This window comes from Mesorhizobium sp. B2-1-3, assembly GCF_006442495.1.
Lineage (GTDB): Bacteria > Pseudomonadota > Alphaproteobacteria > Rhizobiales > Rhizobiaceae > Mesorhizobium.
The window spans coordinates 1-22251 of record NZ_VFWL01000023.1; the positions used below are offsets into that span (position 1 = coordinate 1).

Consider the following 22251-nt stretch of genomic DNA (forward strand, 5'->3'; position numbering starts at 1 on the left):
ACTCCCCTACTCCCCTACTCCGTGAGCATCATGCCCTACCAATCCCCGATCTCCCCCGGCCGTTCCTGGTACGAGGACACGGCCGGCCCGCGACCCGAGTATCCGGCGCTGGACGGTGACCGGAGCTGCGACGTCGTTATCGTTGGGGGCGGTTTCACCGGCTTGTCGGCGGCGGTGCATCTGGCCAAGGCGGGCACCAATGTGGTTTTGATCGAGGCGTATCGCTTCGGAGACGGCGCTTCCGGGCGCAATGGCGGCCAGCTCGGCACCGGGCAGCGCGCCTGGGCCGAGGAATTGGAGGCCGAGTACGGGTTTTCCCGCGCCAAGGCACTGTTCGACCTCGCCGAGGAGGCGAAGGCACATCTGCTCGAATTCGCCGCCGCCAACCAGATCGATATCGACTACATGCCGGGCCAGCTCTCGGTTGCGCACAAGCCGCGCTATGTCGACGACTACAAGGCGCATGCCGAGATCATGGCCAGCCGCTTCTCCTATCCGCACATTTCGTTCATGGACGCGACGGAAACTGCGCAGCGGCTGGGCTCGACGGCCTATTTCGGCGGGACGCGCGACACCGGCACCGGCCATATCCATCCGATGAAACTGGTGATCGGCACGGCGCGGGCGGCGGCACAGGCCGGCGCACGATTGTTCGAAGCGACGCCGTCGACCGGCATTGTTTCGAGCGGCGGCACGGTGAAGGTTTCGACAGCTAGGGGGACGATCACAGCGCAGAAATGCCTGATCGCGGTCAATGCCTATGGCGGCACGCTCGAACCGGTGAGTGCCGCGCACATCATGCCGATCGGCTCGTTCATCGGCGCGACCGTGCCGCTTGGAGCGGATTCGAACGTGCTGCCGGGCGGCGAGGCCGTCGATGATTCCCGCTTCGTCGTGCGCTACTTCCGCAAGTCGAGGGATGGCCGGCTGCTGTTCGGCGGACGCGAGGTCTACGGCGTCAACGACCCCAAGGACATCCATATCCATATCCGCCGCCAGATCGCGGAACTCTATCCCGCACTGAGGGACGTCGAAATCACGCATGGCTGGGGCGGCTATGTCGGCATCACGGTGCCGAGAAAGCCGTTCGTGCGGGAAGTGATGCCGAATGTGATCTCGGCCGGCGGCTATTCCGGCCACGGCGTCATGCTGTCGAACTTCTTCGGCAAGCTCTATGCCGAAACGGTAGCCGGCAACCGCGACCGGCTAAAGCTGATCGAGGATTTGAAGATTCCGCCGTTCCCCGGTGGCCGGCGCTTGCGCGCGCCGCTGCTTTTCCTGGCGCTCAACTGGTTCGCGTTGCGCGACAGGATTTAACAATTGTTGAGTAATATCATGGGGGCCGCGACATCCAAGCGTTGCAGAATCTTCAGCAATGGCGCACTGATGCCACAATCGCGGGCAAAAAGTGCAATCTCTAGCGAATATAGACGGGGATTTTCTGCGGGCCCGCCCGCTGTTTGATTTGGGACCGGTGCGACCGACGCACGCATTGCGGTGTTTGATCGAAGAACATCGGCCCCTTATGGAGGTGGCAAGAGTGAGAGAGCCCTTCAGTTTCGGTGCTCCGGAACGTCGGCGCTTTGCCATGCAGTTCGGCTACGACATGCGCCCGTCATTCTGGCAGGAAGTCCGTTCGAACTCGCATCTGGTGATTGCCGCGGTCGGCACGGCCGCGCTGCTCGGCGTGGCCGCGGTGGCACTGTGGTTGGCGTTGCCGGCGAACGAGCGGCAAGCGGTTGCCAATCCAGGGCAAGCCATTCCGGCCGTTCCGGTGAAGACGACGAAGATCGCGCCAGCGAGGATCACGGCGGCCGCGGCGGCGGTGCCGCAAGCGGCGCGAAAGTCCGACCAGGTCTCGCCGACCGTGGCTGTCTCGGAAGCCGCCATTCCGGCGCTCGCGGCGAACGACCCGCGCTGGACCGCCTCCCAATCGAAGACCGCACCGGCTGCTTCCGGCCAGTCGGCGAGCAAGGCCGGGCAGAGGCCTGACAAGCCGGCGGCGGCGGCATTCGCGCAACCCGCTGCCGACACCGACGCCGCCACCGAGCTCGCCAAGGTCGCCGCACCGGCCCCGGCGGCGGGCAGCAGTCCCGATGGCGCGCAGACCGCCGCCATTCCGGCCGCGCAACCGCAAGTAGCGTCGCAGCAATCTGCCGCGCAGGATGACGACAGCAAGGCCGAACCGCGCAAAGCGGCCGCGGCTGGCACCGGGCGCATCCTCAGGGCCGTGACTATGCGTAGCGGCCCGAAGAAGAATGCGGCCGCCATCGTCACGGTGCCCGCCAAGACCTCGGTGCAAGTGATGAGCTGCAAGCGTTGGTGCCAGATCGTCTACAACGGCAAGACAGGCTGGGTCTACAAAACCTACATCAAGACCGGCGCCTGACGCACCAGCGCCACGATTAAGGCAGGCACGGCCGAGCCGATCTTTGGCGCAGCGATGACGGTGTGCGTCAGATGCAGCGCCCGCCGTCGACCTCCAGCGCAACGCCAGTAATGAAGACGGCCTCGTCGGATGCCAGCCACAGTGCCGCATTGGCGATGTCGAGCGGGGTCGAAAGCCGACCGAGGGGGATCGAGGCGCGGAATTTCTCGCGGATTTCAGGTGTATCGGCGCCCATGAATTTTTCCAGCATGCCGGTCTCGCCGGCCACCGGACACAGGCAGTTGACGCGGATGTTCTTCGGCGCGAGTTCCACCGCCATCGACTTGGTGGCGGTGATCGCCCAGCCCTTGGAGGCGTTGTACCAGGTGAGGCCGGGCCGAGGGCGCAGGCCAGCGGTGGAGGCCGTGGTCAGGATGACGCCCCCGCCTTGCCGCTCCATGATCGGCACGACGGCAAGGGCAGCATGATAGATGGCCTTCATGTTGACCGATGTGATCAGGTCGAACGTCGCCTCGTCGACTTCGAGCATGTCGCCATTGCGATGGGTGAACCCGGCATTGTTGACCATGATGTCGATACGTCCGAAGGCGCTTTTGGCGGCATGGACCATCTCGTCGAATTCGGAGCGCTGCGAAACGTCGGTCTGGGTCCAGATCGCCGCCTCGCCGATCTCGCCGGCTACGCGTTCGGCGCCCTTGGCATTGAGGTCGGCCACGACGATCCTGGCGCCCTCCTCGGCGAAGCGACGGGCAATGCCCTCGCCGAAACCCGAAGCGGCCCCGGTGACGATGGCGACCTTGTCCTTCAGACGCATGTTTTTCCGCTCCCTGGGTTCATCGCGTGGCTTTTACCGTGGGCTGCCGGCATCATGGCCTGTGCCACGACAGGCAAAGCGCTGATTCTCCCTTAGCTTTCGTCACATTCACGTCCTATGCTGCAACTGCGAAGGCTTGGCGGAGTTGTCGTTTGCCGACAAGCCTTCGCTTGGTGCCAGTGTCAAGCGCACATCTGGACCGACGCAAATATGTAGCGATCGGTCGTCGATGTGACACCATGGCACTGGAAAATTTAAATCGATTAGAATATATCAGCCGCGTACTCGCGACCGGCGTCAAAGCGGATAGACCATGACCAGCCAGATCATCCCCGTCGACCCTTTCGACTTCATCATTTTCGGTGGCACCGGCGACCTGTCGGAACGCAAACTTCTTCCGTCGCTCTACTATCGCCAGCGCGACCATCAATTTTCCGAGCCAACCCGCATCATCGGCACGTCGCGTTCGAAGATGAGTGATGACGAATTTCGGGCTTTCGCCAAGCAGGCTATTTCCGACCACGTCAAGGCGGCCGATATCGATCCCAAGGAGCTCAAAACCTTCCTGGCGCGGCTTTCCTATGTCCCGGCCGATGCCACGAGCGGCGCGGGGTTCGACAGGCTGAAGAAGGCGATCGGCGACAGCGACTGCATCCGCGCCTTCTATCTGGCGGTGGCGCCGGCGCTGTTCGGCGACATCTCGCACAAGCTGAAAGAACACGATCTGATCACGCCGAATTCGCGCATCGTGCTGGAGAAACCGATCGGCCGCGACCTCGCTTCGGCGCAAACGCTCAACGATCTGGTCGGCGACGATTTCCACGAAAGCCAGATCTTCCGCATCGACCATTATCTCGGCAAGGAAACGGTGCAGAACCTGATGGCGCTGCGTTTTGCCAATGCGCTCTACGAGCCGCTGTGGAATTCCGCCCATATCGACCACGTGCAGATCACCGTCGCCGAGACCGTCGGCCTGGAAGATCGTGTCACCTATTACGACAAGGCCGGCGCGCTGCGCGACATGGTGCAGAACCATATGCTGCAACTGCTCTGCCTGGTGGCCATGGAAGCGCCATCGTCGATGGACGCCGACGCCGTGCGTGACGAGAAGCTGAAGGTGCTGCGCGCGCTCAAGCGCATCAACGGCAACGAGGCGCCGAAGCACACGGTGCGTGGACAATACCGCGCCGGCGCTTCCGCAGGCGGGCCGGTGAAAGGCTATGTCGAGGAGCTCGGCAAGGACAGCAACACCGAAACCTTCGTCGCGATCAAGGCCGAGATCGGCAACTGGCGCTGGGCAGGCGTTCCGTTCTACCTCAGGACCGGCAAGCGGCTGGCAACCCGGGTCTCGGAGATCGTCATCGAGTTCAAGCCGATCCCGCATTCGATCTTCGGCGGCGACAGCGCCGGGCCGATCTTCGCCAACCAGCTGGTCATCCGGCTGCAGCCCGACGAAGGCGTCAAGCAATTCATCATGATCAAGGACCCGGGTCCGGGCGGCATGCGGCTGCGGCAGATTTCGCTCGACATGAGCTTCGCGCAGTCCTTCGACGGCCGCGCGCCGGACGCTTATGAACGGCTGATCATGGATGTCGTGCGCGGCAACCAGACGCTGTTCATGCGCCGCGACGAGGTCGAGGCCGCGTGGAGGTGGATCGACCCGATCCAGAACGCCTGGGAAAGCGCCAGGCAGGAGGCGCAGGGCTATACGGCGGGCACCTGGGGACCTTCGGCCTCGATAGCGCTGATCGAACGTGACGGGCGGACATGGCACGAGAGCAATTGAACAGCGCCAGCTACAACTGGAATGGCTTTTCCGACCGCGCGGAACTGGCGGCTGCGCTGGCCGGCCGCGTCGCCGACCGGCTGGCAAAGGCAATCGCGGCGCGCGGCACGGCGTTACTGGCCGTTTCCGGCGGCACGACGCCGGCAAAATTCTTTGCTGCCCTGTCGGGAATACCGATCGCCTGGGACAAGGTAACGGTGACGCTGATCGACGAGCGCTTCGTGCCGGCCTCCTCGCCGCGTTCCAATGCCGGACTGGTGGCCGCCAATCTGTTGCAGAACGCGGCTGCGGCGGCACGGTTCGTGCCGCTCTATCACGAAGCCGTCAGCATCGAGGATGCCGCGGCATCGGACAATGCGGCGCTCCAGTCCCTGCCCTGGCCGCTCGACGTCGCCGTGCTCGGCATGGGACCTGACGGCCATACCGCCTCATTCTTTCCCGACGCCGACGATCTGGCGAAATTGCTCGACCCGTCCTCGCACAGGATCGTGCTGCCGGTTCATGCGGCAAGCGCCGGCGAGCCGCGGCTGACCCTGTCGCTGGCGCGCATTGTCGATGCCGGCTTCCTGGCGCTGCACATAGAGGGCGAGGACAAACGCACCGCCTTCGACGGCGCGGTGGCACCCGGTCCGCGAAAGCCGATCCGCGCCGTGCTCGACGCCGCCCCCAGGCCTGTAGAGGTTTTCTGGGCACCCTAACTCTAGACTTATCTGGTCCCGGCAAACGGCGGGAGGAGTTTCCGGGACCTCGCTTGAAAGGACCGAACGCCATGACCGCAAGACGCGATATCGAAGCCATCACGGAGCGCATCCGCCAACGCTCCAAGCCGGGCCGCGAGCGCTATCTCGGCCGCATCGCCAGCGCATCGAACCAGACCGCCAACCGGGCGGTGCTGTCCTGCGGCAATCTTGCCCATGGCTTTGCCGTGTGCAGCCCCTCGGAGAAAGTGGCGCTGGGTGCCGACAAGGTGCCGAACCTCGGTATCATCACCTCCTACAACGACATGCTGTCGGCGCATCAGCCCTTCGAGACATTCCCGGCGCTGATCAAGGAAGCGGCGCGGGAGGCCGGCGGCATCGCCCAGGTTGCCGGCGGCGTGCCGGCGATGTGCGACGGTGTCACCCAGGGGCAGCCGGGCATGGAGCTTTCGCTGTTCTCGCGCGATGTCATCGCCATGGCGGCCGCGATCGGCCTGTCGCACAATATGTTCGACGCCGCCGTTTATCTGGGCGTGTGCGACAAGATCGTGCCCGGGCTGGTGATCGCGGCACTGACCTTCGGCCATCTGCCGGCGGTGTTCATTCCGGCCGGGCCGATGACGACAGGCCTGCCCAACGATGAAAAGGCCAGGGTTCGCCAGCTCTATGCCGAGGGCAAGGCAGGCCGCGCCGAACTGCTGGAGGCCGAGTCCAAATCCTACCATGGACCGGGGACATGCACCTTCTATGGCACGGCCAACTCCAACCAGATGTTGATGGAGATCATGGGCCTGCACACGCCAGGCGCTTCCTTCGTCAATCCGGGCACGCCGCTGCGAGATGCCTTGACCCGCGAGGCGACCAAGCGGGCGCTGGCGATCACCGCGCTTGGCAACGCCTATACGCCGGTCGGGCGGATGATCGACGAGCGTTCCATCGTCAACGGCGTGGTTGGCCTGCACGCGACCGGCGGCTCGACCAACCATACCATTCATCTGATCGCCATGGCCGCAGCCGCTGGGATCGCGCTGACCTGGCAGGATATTTCCGACCTCTCGGAAGCGGTGCCGCTCCTGGCGCGCGTCTATCCCAACGGGCTTGCGGATGTGAACCATTTCCATGCCGCCGGCGGGCTCGGCTTCCTCATTCGCGAGCTGCTCGACGAAGGCGTGCTGCATGAAGATGTGCAGACGGTATGGGGCGAAGGCCTGCGGCCCTACGCAGTCGAGGCAAAGCTCGGTGCCGACGGCAGCGTCGTGCGCGAAGCCGCCCCGCGCGCGAGTGGCGACGCGAAGGTCCTGGCGCCGTTCAAGAAAGCCTTTCAGCCGACGGGCGGCCTCAAAGTGCTGGCCGGCAATCTCGGCCATTCCGTCATCAAGACGTCCGCGGTGAAGCCGGAACGGCGCCTCATCGAAGCGCCGGCCAAAGTGTTCGACAGCCAGCAAGGGCTGAACGAAGCCTTCAAGGCCGGCACGCTTACCGGCGACTTCATCGCCGTCATCCGCTTCCAGGGACCGAAGGCCAACGGCATGCCGGAACTGCACAAGCTGACCACCGTGCTCGGCATCCTGCAGGATCGCGGCCAGCGCGTCGCACTGGTCACGGACGGGCGCATGTCCGGCGCCTCCGGCAAGGTGCCGGCGGCGATCCATGTCACGCCGGAAGCGGTCGAGGACGGCCCGATCGCCAGGATCCACGACGGCGACATCATCCGGCTGGATGCCGATGCCGGCACGCTTGAAGTGCTGGTACCGGCAGCGGAATTCGCGCTGCGTCGGACGGCGGAAGCCGATCTCATCGGCAATGAGTTCGGCTTTGGCCGTGAGCTCTTCGCCGGATTCCGGCAGCTGGTGGGTCGAGCCGACCATGGGGCCAGCGCGTTTGGAACCGACGCAGCGGAATTCGCGCTGCAATGAAAAGGGACGGCTCCTGGCCGCCGTAGCTGAAATGTGGATTACTTGGCCGTAGCTGAAATGTGGATTACTTGCTTGTCGCAGGGATCGTCGTCAAAGTCGGTTATTTTGTTGCGAAGATTAGGATTTCTGACAATCGGACGTGGCCGAAAGGGCAAAGCGCAAGGCTTTCCGTAGATAACTCGTCCCACTGTGCTTCTGGAATGCAACTGCTCTCCGCTGGCGGCGTACGCTCGCTGTTCATGATTCCTCCGAATCACCACAAAATCGCGATTTTTTGCCAGCTCGCCATATGGGCAAATTCGCGAAGCTGCCGAAACCTACGACATGCAAGCCGAAGCTCCTCGGCAACGCCAGCTATGCGACGACCTTCGCCACCATGTCCGGATGCTGACCGATCACGCGCACATAGGCGATAGCGAAATCCGGCGCGGTTGCCCGCGCCTGCTCCCAATCGCGTAGCGTGCCGACCGGAACCCGGAAGCGGCTGGCGAACTCGGACTGCGACAGGCCAAGCCCGGTCCTCGTCTTGCGGATCAGGCGGGCGCGCTGGCCCCGGTCCATCGCCCCAGCCGTCACGTCGAAGTCATCGGCGTCAGCCGGGTCAGCAGGTAGCGAGATATGCTCGTTCTTCACCCTTGTTGCTCCTTCTCACTGAGATGAAGCGGGGCTGTTCACCCCGCCAGACGAAGACGCCGGTGAACAGCTTCTCCCCGACGATGCCGACCACCTTGAACCGTTCCTCGCCGTCGATCTCTCGGATGGAGGGGATAATGAGATGGTTGTCGTCCTCAAAAATCCGATCGCCAAAGGCCAGCGGTAATTTGTGCTTTTCGCGATTCGCCGCATCCTTGGCAGAGTCGAACCTGTCCTGCGTCATGGGCTACAATCATACGGGATTTCCGTATAGATCGCAAATCCCTTTTCACTCGTGAAATGTCGAGGGTTTTAGGAGCGCGACAAACCCACAGAGGAAAGGCGCTTAAACCGCTCGGTATGGTAACTGGAGCCGCTGGGTAAACCTTCGCTCGGCCGGCTAAAGCGCCGGCGATTTCGGGCAGCACATTCATCGCATCTCGGCCATGGTCGAGCTTTCAGCACGGCCGGAATGTCGTAGGTGTCGTTGATTGACTTGACGGTTCGCCAATCGAGACCGGCCTGGTAGGCCGGCTCGTGGGCCGCCCCTTCTGTTGCTGACAACCAAACCCTACTGAACCGTGATCTCGGCCCGTTCGCCAGCCTTGACTGTCACCGGCATCTCCTTGTCATGACCCTCATCCGACATATGCCGGACGACGACATAATCGCCGGCGGGGATCGTCTGCTGCCAGTTGTCGCCGTAGTTGAAGCCGAGCGATTTGCGCTTGCCATCGATGTCCTTTTTCGACGAAAACACCTCAATCGAATAAGCGCCGGGCGCCGATATTGCGAGCACGCCCGCATCGAGCACGACCTTCACGTCCTGGCTGTCGCCGGGCTTGATGCTGAAAGGCTGCTCGACGACGGCGAGATCGAGCGTTGTCACCGCCACATAGTCGTCGGGCGGCAGCCAGAACTTGCTGTCGGCCCCATAGGAGTGCTCGACGCTGTCGCGGCTGCCGTCGATCTTCTTCTTCGCCTTGACGATCTCAAAGCCGATGGCCGAATTGTCGGCCTTCTCGCCGCCAGACGTATAGTAGGCATTGAGCATGGCCTGGCCGACGCCGACCACGACGTCCTTTTCTACGGTCTGCCCGGCGGCGAGCTGGATTGTTTCCGTCACCGTGCCGGCACCGATCTGCACCGTCACCTTCTGTTCGCCCGCCGGCACGATGGCCTGGGTGTCGCCGTAATGGGTGGTGCTGCCACCGGGATAGGCGAAATCGACGCGGGCTTCGCTGCTGATCTCGGCACCCTGGCTGGCATGCGGGTGAATGATCAATGTGCCGGCGTTCAGGATAAAGAGCGGTTTTTGGACCTGGCCGGCCTCGATCTTGACCTTCTGCTCGACCTTGGCTTCGTCGTCGCGCGCGACGACGATATAGTCGCCGGGATCGAGTTTGCCGCTATAGCTGCCATATTCGGTGGTGACGGACTCGCCGCGCGAGCCGTCGGGGTTGGCTTTGTAAATCTCCCAGGCATTGCCGTCGGTGATCGGCTCGCCGCCTTCGGCCATCACCACGGTCGGCTGGAAATTGAAAGCAGGCCTTGCAGGCTCCGGCGCAGGCGCTGGCGCTGGCGCCGGTTCGGTTGCCGGCGCCGGCGCGGGGGGCGGCGACGGCGCCGGTGCGGCGACGGTTTCGACCAAAGCTTGCCGCAGCGCCTTCTCGTCGGACGCCTGGATGTACTTGCCGCCGGTGTTGTCGGCGAGGCAAGCGATCTGCTTGCCTTCGTCGGCCGTAAGGCCAAAGCCGACAACGTCGGCTGTGAAATCGACGCCGGACGATTCGAGTTCCTTGCCAAGCGCGCAAGGATCGCCGCCACAGGTCTCGAGCCCGTCGGTGATGAGAATGACGGTCGCCTTGTCCTCGGTGTATTTCAGCGCTTCGGCCGCCTGCTTGACGGCTGATGTCAGCGGCGTCTTGCCGAGGAATTTCATGCTGTCGGCCGCGGCCGAAATCGCGCTCGCCGAGCCGGCCTGCGGCGGTACGATCAGCTGGATGTCCTCGCAACTGCCTTTCTTGCGATGGCCATAGGCCATGAAACCGAGTTCATCGTCGGCGGGAACCGATTGCAGCACGCTTCTCAGCGACTCACGGGCGATTTCCAGCTTGGGCCTGCCGTCGATCTGCGCCCACATCGACCCTGAAGCGTCGAGGATGATGATGAGCTTGTTTGCGGCAAAGCCGAATGTCGTCATCGACAAAAGGAGAAACGCCGCAGCGACGCTCCGTGCAAGTCCCGCCATCAAAATCTCCTGAGTAGCCGCCCCGTCCGCCGGCTGAAGCTATTTGAGCCCACCCTGGGACACAAGCCCGGACGCGGCTTGTCCGCGGCTTAGTAGGTGGTGCGGCGCTCTTCGGAAGGCGGGCGGCCAAACTGCAGCCGGTAGCTCTGGGCAAAATAGGAATGCGAGGTGAAGCCGGTGGCGATCGCCACATCGAGGATCGGCATGTTGGTCTGGCGCAACAATTCGCGCGCCCGCTCCAACCGCAGCCGCATGTAGTAGCGGCCGGGCGTGACGTTGAGGTGGCGCAGGAACAAACGCTCCACCTGACGCACCGAAAGGCCGGCCGATTTGGCGAGCTGCACCGCCGAGAGCGGCTCGTCGAGATGGTCGGCCATCAGCTCGACGATGCGCCTGAGCTTCTCCGACTTGCCGGTGAGATCGCGCTCCGGCCCGACGCGCTGGCGGTCGCCGGCCGAGCGGATGCGCTCGTGCTGGAACTGGTTGGCGACGCCATTGGCGAGGTTCGAGCCGAAGTCGCCGCGCACGATCTCCAGCATCAGGTCGATCGAGGTGGTGCCGCCGGCGCAGGTGTAGCGCTTGCGGTCGATCTCGAAGACGTTGCCAGTGCAGTTGATGTCGGGAAAGCGCTCGACGAAGCCGGCGCGGTTCTCCCAATGGATGGTGCAGCGATAGCCGTCGAGCTGGCCGGCCTCGGCCAGCAAATAGGATCCGACCGACAGCGCGCCGAGCGCATTGCCGCGCCGGCCCCAGCTGCGCAGCGCCGCCAGAACCTTGCTCTTGCCGGGAAACTCCGTGGTCAGCCCGACCGAGACGAAGAGGATGTCGACCGGCGGAAGGTCGGCAACCGCATAGTCGATCTTGAGCGGCAAGCCGTTGGACGCCATCACCGGATCGCCATCGGCCGATACCGTCGTCCAGCCGTAGAAATCGCGGCCGAGCAGCCGGTTCGCCGAACGGAACGTGTCGATCGCGGCGGCCAGCGAGAACATGGAGAACTTGTCGACCAGCAGGAATGCGAATTGCCGGCCGCCTTGAACGGGATCATTCATGACCGGCCGTTCCAAGGGAATAGTTGGGTTCGGCAAAGCTGCTGCTTTCTGGTGGTCAGAAGGAGGGCCGTTTCAACCCGGCCGCAAGGTAGGCGGAGGCTAACGTATTGGCCATCAGCATGGCAATGGTCATCGGCCCGACGCCGCCGGGCACGGGCGTGATGGCGCCGGCGGCCTTCGCCGCTTCGGCATAGGCGACGTCGCCGACGAGGCGGGATTTGCCCTCCCCCTTCTCCGGGGCCGGGATGCGATTGATGCCGACGTCGATGACGGTTGCGCCGGGCTTCACCCAATCGCCCCTGATCATCTCCGGCCGGCCAACGGCGGCGACGAGAATGTCGGCGGTGCGGGCCAGCCCCGGCAGATCCTTCGTGCGGCTGTGCGCGATGGTGACGGTGCAATTGGCGGCGAGCAGGAGATTGGCCATCGGCTTGCCGACGATGTTGGAACGGCCGACGACGACGGCATTGAGGCCCGACAGATCCTTGCCGCGCACGCGCTCGATCAGGAGCATCGAGCCGGCGGGCGTGCAGGGAACGAAAGCGGTGTCGAGTTCGCCGGTGCCGAGCTTGCCGACATTGATGAAATGGAAGCCGTCGACATCCTTCTGCGGCGCGATCGCCTGGATGACCTTGCCGGCGTCGATGTGGGCGGGAAGCGGAAGCTGCACCAGGATGCCGTTGATGGCGGGATCGGCGTTGAGGTCGGCGATGATCTTGAGCAGCGCCTCCTGGGAGGTGTCCGCCGGCAGCGTGTGCTGGACCGAATGAAAGCCGCATTCCTTGGCGGTGCGGGATTTGGAGGCGACGTAGACCTGGCTCGCCGGATCCTCGCCGACGATAACCACGGCGAGGCCGGGCTGGATCTTGCCCTTGGCGACAAGCTCCGCGGTCAAGGTCTTCACCGTCCGCACCACGTCTTCGGCAACGCTTTTGCCGTCAATCACTTCGGCCATATGAATCACCCCTCGATACGTTCCGCCAAACCGGCCGCGTCTGAAAATGCGGCGCTTTGGATCCTTTTCTCAATCGTGTGCCGAAGCCTGCATGACCCGGCCAGCCGGGCTGCGTCTCCGGCAAGACACCGCGCGGCATTTTGACGAAAATTCGAACACGCAATCCCGTCAAAGCGCCGTCCGATGCCGTTTACGCGAAACCGGCCCGCTTTTGTTCGACACAGGAGACTATCTTGTGGCTCAGAAATAGCGGCGGCCGGCGCGGCTCTCGGTAAGCTCGCGAACAGCCTCGCGAAATTCGCGCAGGCTGGCGCGAATTTCCTCGATCGACGCCTGCTCGGCGCCCTTCTCGGCGGCGGCGGGCTGCTCCAGCGGCGCGGCGGGATAGGCCGACGGCTGAGCCGGAGCGGGTGCGGCCGGGTAGGGCATGGGCGCGCCATAGGGCGCCGCGGCCTGGGGATGGCCTGCCGCCGACCGCGTCTGCCAAGGCTGCATGTGCGGATAGACCAAGGGCTGCGCATAGGGATGGGACGAGGCCGGATACATCGCCTGCTGCGGCACCAGGGGCGACCGCAATGGCGGTCCCATGGGCCGCGTATAGCCGGCGTCCGCGTCTGGCTGAAAAGATGGCCGCGGATAGTCTGGAGCTGGCGGGCGATGTCCAAAGGCGGAATCCGGAGCCGGATAGTCGGGAAATGCCGGAGTGCTCGCCGGCCGGCCCTCTTCGGCGACAGCGGCCGATGCAGATGCACCGGGAAACGCATCGTCCTGCGCCTCGGTGCCGGGCTTGCGGGACACGGCTTTGCGCAGCCTCGACATCAGCAAGCCGATCCGGCTTGGACCCTCGGTGGCAGCGGCTCCGGGCTGCGCGGCAAGCGGCGGCACTGATGCTGGTGGCGGCGGCGGTGATTGCGGCGGCGATGCTTGCGGTATCGGCGGCGCCGGCGGAGGCGGCGCCCGGAATGCCTGGTCATCGAGCGGCGCCCGGCGTTCGTCCATCTTGCGGTCACGGCGGGATCGTGACCCGGCGGTCTCACGCAGGCTTTCATAGGCGCCGCGCATGGCGCCGAGACCGACGCCGGAGGCAAAGCCCAGCAGCAGGCCGGCAAGCGCCACCACGGCGCGCGACGGCCCGTTCGGCTCCAGCGGAATGGAGGCGGGCGAGATGACGCTCATATTGGCGGTGTTGATATTCTTCTGCTCGCCGGTCTCCTTGGCGCGCAGGAGATATTGCTCATAGACCGAGCGCTTGGCCGAGGCCTCGCGTTCCAGTTCGCGCATCGAGACAAGGTCGCTGTTGACGTCGCCGCTGCGCACCTTCATCTGCGCCAGGCGGGAAGCAAGGTCCTGTTCGAGCTGGACCGAGCGTTTCAGGTCAACCTGCAGCGACGACGCGATGCGGCTGAGTTCGGCGACGATGCGTTCGCGCGCGCCGGTGAGCTGGGCCTCGAGCGCCTGGCGCTCGGGATGGCGCGGTCCGAGCCGGACCGCTGCCCGATCAGCCTCCTGTTTGAGCGTTGCGTATTGCGAGCGCAGATCGCTCATGGAGTTGGAGTTGATCTCTTCAGGCAAGGTGCCGCTGAGCACCGAATTCACGTTGACCTGACGTGCCGAGGCCGCGCGGGCGTTCAGCTCCAGCGTGCGGGCGCGGGCGACGGAAAGCTGCTCGTTGAGCTTGAGCATCTGGTCGTCGCTGATCAGATGGCCCTGCGCGTCGACAAGATCATGGGTGGCCCTGAAATCCTCGACCTTGCGCTCGGCGGCTTCGACGCCCTTGCGCATCTCGTCGAGTTTCGCCGTCAGTTCGTTGTTGGCCCGGCCGGCAGTGTCGGACTGGATTTCACCCGAAGTCTGCAGGAAAACCTTCGTCATCGTTTCCGCGATGAGCGCCGATTTCTGGGCGTCCTGCGTGGTGACGCCGATGGTGATCACGGAGGTCTTGCCGCCGCGCTCGACCGAAACGCTCTCGGCCAGGTTGACGATGGCAAGGGAAAGGCGGCGGGATTGGTCGACACCGCCCGGTCCGTCCTGGCGCAACAGGATCGAGCGGATCAGCGACATGACGCCCAGGCCGCCATTGCCTTGGCCGTTGAACTCGGGGTCGTCGACCAGGTCGAGCTCCTGGACAACCTTGTTCAACACGGTGCCGGAGGTCAGCAACTTGATCTGGTTCTCGACGTTGACGAGCGCAGCGTCGGGCATGACCACCGCCTGGGTGAGATCGCGATCCGTAAGCTTCAGGTCGCGCGGGTCGACGATCAGTTCGGTGGTGGACTCGTATTTCTTCGGCGTCGACAGGGCAATCGCAACGCCGAGCGCCGCGCCCAGTACCGTCGTGGTGATGATCAGCGCTTTGGACCTGGCGACGCCGCGAACCACCTGCATCGGATCGATCAGGGGCTTCCATTGCTGGCTGTCGGCATCCTCGCCAGGAGATGTTCCCGCTTCGCTCGCGCTCAGCGGTTCGGATGTGCTGCGCGGGGAATCAACGCTCGAGGCGATCTCAGGAACCGTCTCTTCATACGGCATCGCCGAGTCCGAACCGCCGATACCGGCCCCATCGTGCGAACGCGAAATGCCGGCGGACGCCGGAGCCGGCTCGCCGCCCGGCTGCAAGCGTTGCGTTGCGGTGGATGCGGAAGGCGCCGGATTCATCTTCGCCTCGCGCTGCGAACGCGCCAGGCGATGACGTGTGGCGGCATCCTCGCGCCATGACGGATTTGCCCGATCCCCTAGCGAGACCAGCGATGCCTCGTCCTCACCGCGCACGGCTTGGCCAAGCGCCAGCAAGGATCGCTCGCGCCTCCAGTCCTCACGATTTTCCCTGTCGCCCATTGTCGCGGAGCTTACTTTCAGCCGCCAGACAGCGGCAGTCGGCCATTTGTTAAGCCACGCTAAACAAGCATAGAAAACAAAAGGTTAATTTTAGGCGGCCGAAAGCATTGCTTGATGCCGGCTGCTTGGAATTTCAGCAGATGCAGGAAGATTTCAGAAGGGCACGTTAAACTTTGCCGCCTATGCCTTTCCCTGACCTATGACTGAGGCCAGCGACATACCGCAGAGGCGGCCCCTCGCCCGGATCGGCACCTTCGTGGCCGAAAGACGGGGGATGGTTCGCGACTATTTTTCAGCGATCAGCGGCGCCGGCGGGCGGCTGGTGTTTTCACTCGCCTACTTCATCGCCTTGGCCAATACGCTTTCCATCGCCGAGTTCGGCATGTTCGCCACCGCCTCGGCCGCCGGAGTGATGCTGTCGCGGCTTCTGGCCTTCGGCTTCATCTCGGCACTCTACCGCACCGCCACCATCCGCCCCAACCTGATTGGCACCTTCACCGCAGGCTTCCTGCTGCTGGGCATCGTCTCGTTGCCGCTGCTCGCCGCGGCCTCCTACATCGTCTACCTGATCTTCTTTGCCAGCACCGTGCCGCTGCCGGTGTTCGCGGCAATCGTCTTTGCCGAGGCGCTTCTGTGGCGGCCGGTGGAGGTGGCGCTGATCGTCAACAACGGTCTCGGCAAATTCGGCCGTGCCGCCGTGCTGGCGATCCTGGCGACGGCGTTGCGGGCAGCCGGCGCGGTGCTCTTCATGTTCTGGGCGCAACACAGCGTCTGGGTGTGGTCCTGGTTCTATATCGGCGCGAACGCGGCCTCGCTGCTGGTCGCGTTCGGCCTCTTCTATCCGCGCCAGCGGCTGCGGCTGCGCGGCGAGCTCTATCTCAGGCGGCTCGCCGATTCGATCTACGTCGCCGGCGCCGAGGTGTTGTTCTACCTGCAGATGGAGTTCGACAAGCTTCTGGTGCTGGCGATCGGCGGGCCGCACCTGGCCGGCATCTATGCCATCATCATGCGGCTGGTCGACCTGACGGCGATCCCGATCCGCACCTTCTCCATGATGCTGGTGCAGCGCATGATGCGCGCCCCGGAGCTCTTGTCACGGCTGGCGGTCAAGAGCGGCATCGAAGGCGGCGTATTCGCGGTCTCGACGCTGGCGCTGCTGGCGCTTGCCGTGGTGCTGCATTTCTTCCCCGGGGCGCTCGGCAAGAACGTCTCGGAGGCCGCTCCCCTGGTGGCGCTTGCGATCGGCGTTCCGGGACTGCGCAATCTGGTCGAATACCAGGCGGAACTTCTGTTCGCGCGCGGCCAGACGCTGGTGCGGGCGCTCAATCTCGGCCTGCTCGCCGCTCTCAAGGCGCTGCTGCTGACCTATGTGCTGACAACCATTGCCGACACATCGAAGCTGGTGCTGTCGCTCAACGTCGTCTTCCTGCTGCTCTATCTCGCGTCGATGCTGCTGACCTATTCGGCGCTGCGCAAGCCGGCGAAGGCGATCTGATCCTTCATCCGGGCAGTCTTTCCGAGAACCGGTTCGCTTTTCAGGATCAGGATCGGTCGAGTCCGATCAGCCGGCGGATGCGGCCGGTATCGGTGCCGATGAAGGACTGCATGCCGATCGCCACCTGTTCGGGCGCCATGGCGGCAACGAAGCGACGGAATTCATCATCCGACAGCGCCTCACCGGTCCAGTGGACGCGGCAGAATTCTTCCGAGCCATGGAAGTGGCCGGCGCCGTCCAGCAGATCGTCGACATAGCGGCCATAGATCATGCATTCGGAGAATTTGCGCGCCGAGCCGACGACCTCGACCCAGTTTCGGCCATGCACCTCCTCGATCCGACTGCACATGGCCAGCACGGTGTCGCGGCGCCACGCGATCAGCGTCGAAATGTAATCGTGAACCGAATTCCTCGACGGATCGATGCCGAGCGCGGAGCCGGCATTGCGCGACCATATGCGATGCTCGTCATGACCGTCCTGCGCAAGCACGCCGTCACGGCGGAACAGCCGCGCCTTGCCGTCGCGCCAGAACGCGCCGCAATCGAAAGGCTTCAGGAAGGCGACGTCGGAATCGCAGAAGACCAGGACGTCCTGGCATGCGTGCGCCGCAACGGCGATGCGGCGCAGTTGCTGCACGTGCCAGCCGCGGAGCGGCTGCGTCTTCAAGCTGAGCCAGACGCGCCGCCGGAACAGGCTGAGCGGATCGTCGAAGACATGCAGCCAGCGCGGCAGCAGCTCACGTTCGTCGACGACGGAACGGTTGGCGCTCTCCAACCGTCGAAACAATTTGACGTCGCGGCCTTCGACCAGAATGTAGTGATGCGCGACGCCCGTGACGTGCCGGTCGAGGGTTTCGCAGAGCAAGCGGCAACGCTCGAAATCCGGCGCATAGCTTGCCGTCACCATGGCTGCCGTCGGCGTTGCCCGAAGCAGTCCGGGTTCGGCGATCGCGCCCGGAACGAACCTCTCGTTCAACGGACGTCTCCGGCTTGGGGCCGGAACAATTTCTGTTTGAGGACCCGCCACAGGAACAAGGGGTTGCCGACCACATAGCGGCGCCAGAGACGTCCCGGCTCGACCGCCAGGCGAAACAGCCACTCCAGCCTGAGGCGCCGTATCCACAAGGGCGCGCGCGGCACGGCGCCGCTGAGAAAATCCAGCAGCGCGCCGACCGCGACCGGCAGCGTGCAGTGGCGCTCGTCGATGTGCCGTTCGATCCACAATTCCTGGCGCGGCACGCCCATGGCGACCAGCAGCATATCAGGCCGCAGCGCCGCGATGCGTTCGATGATTTCCGGCTCCTGCGCAGCGGAGAAGTAGCCGTCATGGATGACCACGAATCTGTGCTGGACGGCAATCGCCGCGAGCTTCTTCGACGCGGCCTCGGCATTGACGCGCGTCGCGCCGAGCAGCCCCACGGTCAGCGGCCGGGTCACCGACCGCAGAAAGGCCGGCACGAAGTCGGTGCCGTTGAGATTGTCCGGGAACGGCGCGCCATAGAGAAGCTGCGCTGCGAGATCGACGCCGATGCCGTCCGGCAGGATGAGAAAATCGTCGAGCGCCTGGGCGAACACCGGATCGGTGTAGGCGAGATTGGCGTTATGGGCGTTGAGGAAGCTGACCTTGGTGAAGCGTCGTTCCACGATCAGCCGCGTCAGCAGGGCGATCGCGTCGTCCCAGCGAATGGCGAGCACGGAGATGCCGAAGATCGTCTTCAATGTGTCGGGCCCGAACGAGGCGCGGGCGGCGTGCATGTTCATGCAAACGCCTCCTGCATGACCGGACCGAGCTTCTCCAGGCCAAACCGAATGGCGGCGTCCAGCGCCTTGAGCTGCCGGCGGTGGAACGCGCTGCCGTCAACGTCGCTTATGTCGGCCGCCGCGGTCTCCAGCGCCTTGGCAAAGGCGACCGGATCGTCGGTGACCGCGCAATTGACCGGGCGATGGTCGATGCCGCGCAGCGCGTGGCTGGTGGCAACGGCGGGCAGGCCGAGCTCGAACGTTTCGATCGTCTTCAATTGCACGCCGCTGCCGGCGGTGCTGATGAGCGGGATGACGGCGCCGCCGCGTATGAAAGCCTGGGCGTCCGGCACGCGTCCGACGAAAGCGACGCCGGGATGCGTCGAGGCGATGTCAGACGGCATGCTGCCGGCGATCCTGATGCGGAAGTCCGGGCGCAGATGCGGTACCACCTTGTCCAGGAACCAGCCGAGCCCGATGCGGTTCGGCTGCCAGGTCCAGGTGCCGATCAGCGCGGCGTCGCATTCAATCTTGCGCCGGCCGTTACGCGCCGGTGGCGTGGCGCCCGTCACCAGCGGCAGCACCGCCGAGCGGTCGTCGGAGGCCACGCCAAGTGCCGAACGGTCTTCCTCGGCCAGCGTGAAGACGAAACGCGCGCGGCGGCACAGACGCTCTTCCACGCTCTCGAGCAGCCTTGCCTCGCGGCGGAACAACAGGCGCTGGAAGATGCCCGGGGCGGCAGCGGCATTTTCCCGCGCCGAAAGATGCTCGACATTGTGGGCGACGAAGATCGAAGGCCGCTCGTCGAAGAGTTTTTCGAAGGCGCCGGCGAACTGCACGGAATTGAGCACATAGCCGTCGAAGGGGCCGGCGCGCTCGATGGCGGCGAGGGCTTCGGCATCGGAGACCGCACGCAACTTGGCCGACGCGAAGGTGAGGCCCGAAAGCATCGCCTTGCCGACCCAGGCAAGCTTTTGCAGCGCTGAAGCATCTTCGGTGCGCACGTCGACGGCACCCAGAACGATGGTGCTTTCAGGATCGGCGGCGGCTTTCCCCGGCCAGATGAAGCCGATGACGGTGACGCGCGCGCCGGCGCGCCGCAAGGCAGCGATGATTGCAGCATTGGCGATCTCGTAGCCCGATGCGAGAGCGCCATCGGGCACGATCGATGTGGCGAACAGCAGATGCATCTCACCTATCCTGTGGTGCAGCCGGTAGCAAAGCGCGGTGAACCCTTGATTAAACGCGCGCGCATCGACGGCCCAAAACCTCGGCTTGAAGAGCCACTCCGTGAAAGGTGATTAACGAAACGTTATCGTCATGGTGCTAACAGAACTCGACCCACCATGCGGCTGACACGGATGATCCCTTTGCCATCGGACGGTTCGGTATCGATCGCGGGACGATCCCCCCGGCTTGACACGGAGGGCGTCGAAGCCGTCGTCACCTTGCCGACCTTCAAGCGGCCGGACCAGGTCCTGCAAACGCTGGCGTCGCTGCGGGCACAGCAGACCGGCAGGCGCTTTGCCGTCATCGTCATGGAGAACGAGGCCGAGGCACGTGCCGGCGCCCAGGCGTCGCTGCCGCTGTTCAAGCGCGGCGAGATACCGGGCATGGTGATCATCGCGCATCAGCGCGGCAATTGCAGCGCCTACAATGCCGGCTGGCAGGCGGCGATCCTGCACTTTCCGAATTTCAGGCACCTGCTGGTCATCGACGATGACGAGATAGCCGACCCGCACTGGCTGGAACGGATGTGCGGGGCGGCCGAGAGCCTTGGCGCCGATATTGTCGGTGGCCCGCAAGTGCCCGACTTCGCCGATCCCGCCCATGCGCGCTGGGCCAAGCATCCGGTCTTCGCGCCGCCCTACCGCAAGACGGGCCTCGTGCCGGCGCTCTATTCGTCCGGCAATCTCCTGGTGGGGCGCAACGTGCTTACCGCCATGGGGCCGCCGTTCCTCGACCTGAGATTCAATTTCATGGGCGGCGGCGATTCCGACTTCCTGAGCCGGGCGGCGCAGCGCGGCTTCGCGCTTGGCTGGTGCGCCGAGGCCAGCGTGACCGAGACCGTCCCGGCCCGGCGGGTCGAGGCCGACTGGATCCGCGCCCGCAGCCTGCGCAACGGCGTGATCTCGACGCTGGTCGAAAAGAAGAAACGCGCCGGCACCCCGCTGGCCGGCGTCAAGGTGTTGCTGAAGAGCCTGGCCCTGCTTGCCGCCTCGCCATTTCGCGGGGCCGCCAGGCTGGCACGGACAGGATCGCCCGCGGCCGCAATCTACCCTGTCCATGTGGCGCTGGGCCGCGTGCTGGCCGAATTCGGATATGCCAATGAGCAATACCGCCAGCCTGAAAAGAACTGAGCGCGCGCCGCTCGGCGCCGCGTTCACGCGCGACGGCGTGGCAACCGCGATCGCGGCGTTGCTGTTCACCGTCGTCATGGTGTCCTTCCGCCCGTTCCAGCCCGCGGGCGCGGAACTCACCGGCGAAGGCGGCGACATCGTCAACCAGCTCGGCTTCGGCTCGCTCGGCGCCGTTTCCGTCTTTTCGCTGATGGCTTTCGCCGATCCGCGCATCGTGCGCTCGCTGCTCAGCCCTTCCTGGGTGCTGATGCTGGGCTTCTTCTTTCTGTCGGTGGTGCTGGCGACAGACCCGCCCTCGGCGATGCGCGCCGCCTCCTTCACCATGATCGGCATCCTGACGATGGCGACGATCCTCGTGCTGCCGCGCGACGCGGACGCCTTCTCGAAGGTCATCATCTTCACCGCGGTGGCGGTCATGGGCCTTTCCTATCTCGGCCTCATCGCCTTTCCGCACGAGGCGATGCACACGGCCGATTCGCAAGAACCGGAACATGCCGGCCTGTGGCGCGGCGTCTTCACCCACAAGAACATCGCCGGCCCGGTCATGGCCTGCTTCAGTTTCGCCGGCCTCTATCTCTTCCGGCGCGGGCAGCGGTTCTGGGGCGCCGGAATTTTCTTCGCGGCGATGGTGTTCATGCTGCACACCGGATCCAAGACCACGGCCGGCCTGGTGCCGTTCTCGATCCTGATCGTCATGTTTCCAAGCATCGTCGGCATGCGGCTCGGCACGCCGATCCTGTTCGCGCTGGCGATCGTCGCTACCGCGGTCGGCACGCTGGGCATCGTTTTCCTGCCGCCGGTGAAACAGCTGGCGGCGATCTATTTCCCCGGCCTGACCTATACCGGGCGCACCACGCTCTGGGAGTTCGCCGGCGAGATGCTGGCGAAGAAACCGTGGACCGGCTACGGCTATGAGAGCTTCTGGGGAACGCCGCTGCTGCTCAACCAGGATCAGCCCTTCGACCGGCCGTGGGATATCAGGACTATCGTGCATGGCCATGACGGTTATCTCGATATCGCGGTGCTGATGGGCATTCCGGCCCTTTGCGTGGCGGTCTACACTTTCCTGATCGCCCCTTTGCGCGACTACGTGCGCATTCCCTTGCGCAAGGAAAACATCTATCTCGGCGACTTCTTCATGATGGTGGTGCTGTTCGCCGCGCTCAACGCCTTCCTCGAAAGCTTCTTCTTTCATCGCGGCGATCCGGTGTGGCTGTTCTTCGTGCTCGGTGTGCTTGGGCTCAGACAAGTTTCGCTGCGCCCGGTCACGCTGCGCAACGCCGGTCGTGGCGCGCGATTGGGCCACTCCACCTGACAGGGCTTCCCC

The 22251-nt window shown here is 64.5% G+C and carries 18 protein-coding genes and 1 pseudogene; 8 read left to right on the plus strand and 11 right to left on the minus strand.

The window, feature by feature from the left end; all coding sequences use genetic code 11:
- Positions 1-30 precede the first annotated feature (30 nt).
- Together FJ973_RS27595 and FJ973_RS27600 are read left to right on the plus strand one after the other, a co-directional pair.
- The gene (locus tag FJ973_RS27595) at positions 31-1317 is read left to right on the plus strand and encodes an FAD-binding oxidoreductase (protein WP_140558566.1); all 1287 of its coding nucleotides are present in this window, start codon (positions 31-33) and stop codon (positions 1315-1317) included.
- A gap of 223 nt (positions 1318-1540) precedes the next feature.
- The gene (locus tag FJ973_RS27600; protein ID WP_246675960.1) at positions 1541-2389 is read left to right on the plus strand and encodes an SH3 domain-containing protein; all 849 of its coding nucleotides are present in this window, start codon (positions 1541-1543) and stop codon (positions 2387-2389) included.
- A gap of 67 nt (positions 2390-2456) precedes the next feature.
- Here FJ973_RS27600 and FJ973_RS27605 read toward each other — a convergent pair whose 3' ends face one another.
- Positions 2457-3203 carry an SDR family oxidoreductase gene (locus tag FJ973_RS27605; protein ID WP_140513390.1) on the minus strand — a complete coding sequence of 249 codons (747 nt, stop codon included), beginning with the start codon at positions 3201-3203 and terminating at the stop codon, positions 2457-2459.
- Between the two features lie 313 nt (positions 3204-3516).
- On the opposite strand from FJ973_RS27605, the gene zwf reads away from it, so the two are divergent.
- The 3 genes from zwf (at position 3517) to edd (ending at position 7603) form a co-directional block, all read left to right on the plus strand.
- Positions 3517-4989, plus strand: coding sequence for a glucose-6-phosphate dehydrogenase (zwf, locus tag FJ973_RS27610; RefSeq protein ID WP_140501096.1), 1473 nt, complete (start codon positions 3517-3519; stop codon positions 4987-4989).
- Positions 4971-5687, plus strand: coding sequence for a 6-phosphogluconolactonase (pgl, locus tag FJ973_RS27615; RefSeq protein ID WP_140501094.1), 717 nt, complete (start codon positions 4971-4973; stop codon positions 5685-5687). The genes zwf and pgl overlap by 19 nt, the downstream gene beginning before the upstream one ends.
- 71 nt (positions 5688-5758) lie before the next feature.
- Positions 5759-7603, plus strand: coding sequence for a phosphogluconate dehydratase (gene edd, locus FJ973_RS27620; RefSeq protein ID WP_140558568.1), 1845 nt, complete (start codon positions 5759-5761; stop codon positions 7601-7603).
- A 354-nt stretch (positions 7604-7957) separates the two neighbouring features.
- On the opposite strand, the gene FJ973_RS27625 is transcribed toward edd, so the two are convergent.
- From FJ973_RS27625 to FJ973_RS27655, 7 genes and pseudogenes are all read right to left on the minus strand, one after another.
- On the minus strand, positions 7958-8236 hold the full coding sequence (locus FJ973_RS27625; RefSeq protein WP_140558570.1) for a helix-turn-helix domain-containing protein: 279 nt from the start codon (positions 8234-8236) through the stop codon (positions 7958-7960).
- The gene (locus FJ973_RS27630) at positions 8205-8480 is read right to left on the minus strand and encodes a BrnT family toxin (protein ID WP_140501088.1); all 276 of its coding nucleotides are present in this window, start codon (positions 8478-8480) and stop codon (positions 8205-8207) included. The genes FJ973_RS27625 and FJ973_RS27630 overlap by 32 nt, the downstream gene beginning before the upstream one ends.
- Positions 8392-8767: pseudogene (locus FJ973_RS31500) on the minus strand (hypothetical protein); the annotation flags it as partial. The gene FJ973_RS27630 and the pseudogene FJ973_RS31500, both read right to left, overlap by 89 nt.
- Before the next feature lie 40 nt (positions 8768-8807).
- Positions 8808-10487 carry a VWA domain-containing protein gene (locus tag FJ973_RS27640; protein ID WP_140513380.1) on the minus strand — a complete coding sequence of 560 codons (1680 nt, stop codon included), beginning with the start codon at positions 10485-10487 and terminating at the stop codon, positions 8808-8810.
- Positions 10488-10576: 89 nt separating this feature from the next.
- Positions 10577-11539, minus strand: coding sequence for a GlxA family transcriptional regulator (locus FJ973_RS27645; RefSeq protein WP_140501084.1), 963 nt, complete (start codon positions 11537-11539; stop codon positions 10577-10579).
- A gap of 55 nt (positions 11540-11594) precedes the next feature.
- On the minus strand, positions 11595-12494 hold the full coding sequence (gene folD, locus FJ973_RS27650; protein ID WP_140501082.1) for a bifunctional methylenetetrahydrofolate dehydrogenase/methenyltetrahydrofolate cyclohydrolase FolD: 900 nt from the start codon (positions 12492-12494) through the stop codon (positions 11595-11597).
- Positions 12495-12734: 240 nt separating this feature from the next.
- On the minus strand, positions 12735-15329 hold the full coding sequence (locus tag FJ973_RS27655) for a GumC family protein (protein ID WP_140558572.1): 2595 nt from the start codon (positions 15327-15329) through the stop codon (positions 12735-12737).
- Positions 15330-15528: 199 nt separating this feature from the next.
- Here FJ973_RS27655 and FJ973_RS27660 point away from each other — a divergent pair, with 199 nt between their 5' ends.
- Positions 15529-16824: a lipopolysaccharide biosynthesis protein gene (locus FJ973_RS27660; RefSeq protein ID WP_140501079.1), complete on the plus strand. Its 1296-nt coding sequence runs from the start codon at positions 15529-15531 to the stop codon at positions 16822-16824.
- Between the two features lie 46 nt (positions 16825-16870).
- On the opposite strand, the gene FJ973_RS27665 is transcribed toward FJ973_RS27660, so the two are convergent.
- Genes FJ973_RS27665 through FJ973_RS27675 form a run of 3 tightly spaced genes read right to left on the minus strand, consistent with a single transcriptional unit; the run spans position 16871 to position 19754 of the window.
- Positions 16871-17800 carry a DUF6492 family protein gene (locus tag FJ973_RS27665; protein ID WP_140558574.1) on the minus strand — a complete coding sequence of 310 codons (930 nt, stop codon included), beginning with the start codon at positions 17798-17800 and terminating at the stop codon, positions 16871-16873.
- Entirely contained in the window at positions 17797-18585 is a 789-nt protein-coding gene (locus FJ973_RS27670; protein ID WP_140558576.1) for a WecB/TagA/CpsF family glycosyltransferase, read from the minus strand. The genes FJ973_RS27665 and FJ973_RS27670 overlap by 4 nt, the downstream gene beginning before the upstream one ends.
- Positions 18582-19754, minus strand: a complete 1173-nt coding sequence (locus FJ973_RS27675; protein ID WP_140558577.1) for a glycosyltransferase family 4 protein — start codon at positions 19752-19754, stop codon at positions 18582-18584. The genes FJ973_RS27670 and FJ973_RS27675 overlap by 4 nt, the downstream gene beginning before the upstream one ends.
- A 171-nt stretch (positions 19755-19925) precedes the next feature.
- Here FJ973_RS27675 and FJ973_RS27680 point away from each other — a divergent pair, with 171 nt between their 5' ends.
- Positions 19926-20924, plus strand: a complete 999-nt coding sequence (locus FJ973_RS27680; RefSeq protein WP_140558579.1) for a glycosyltransferase — start codon at positions 19926-19928, stop codon at positions 20922-20924.
- A complete protein-coding gene (locus FJ973_RS27685) occupies positions 20893-22239 on the plus strand; it encodes an O-antigen ligase (protein ID WP_140558580.1) in 1347 nt (448 codons plus the stop codon). Before FJ973_RS27680 ends, FJ973_RS27685 begins: the two co-directional genes overlap by 32 nt.
- Positions 22240-22251 lie beyond the last annotated feature (12 nt).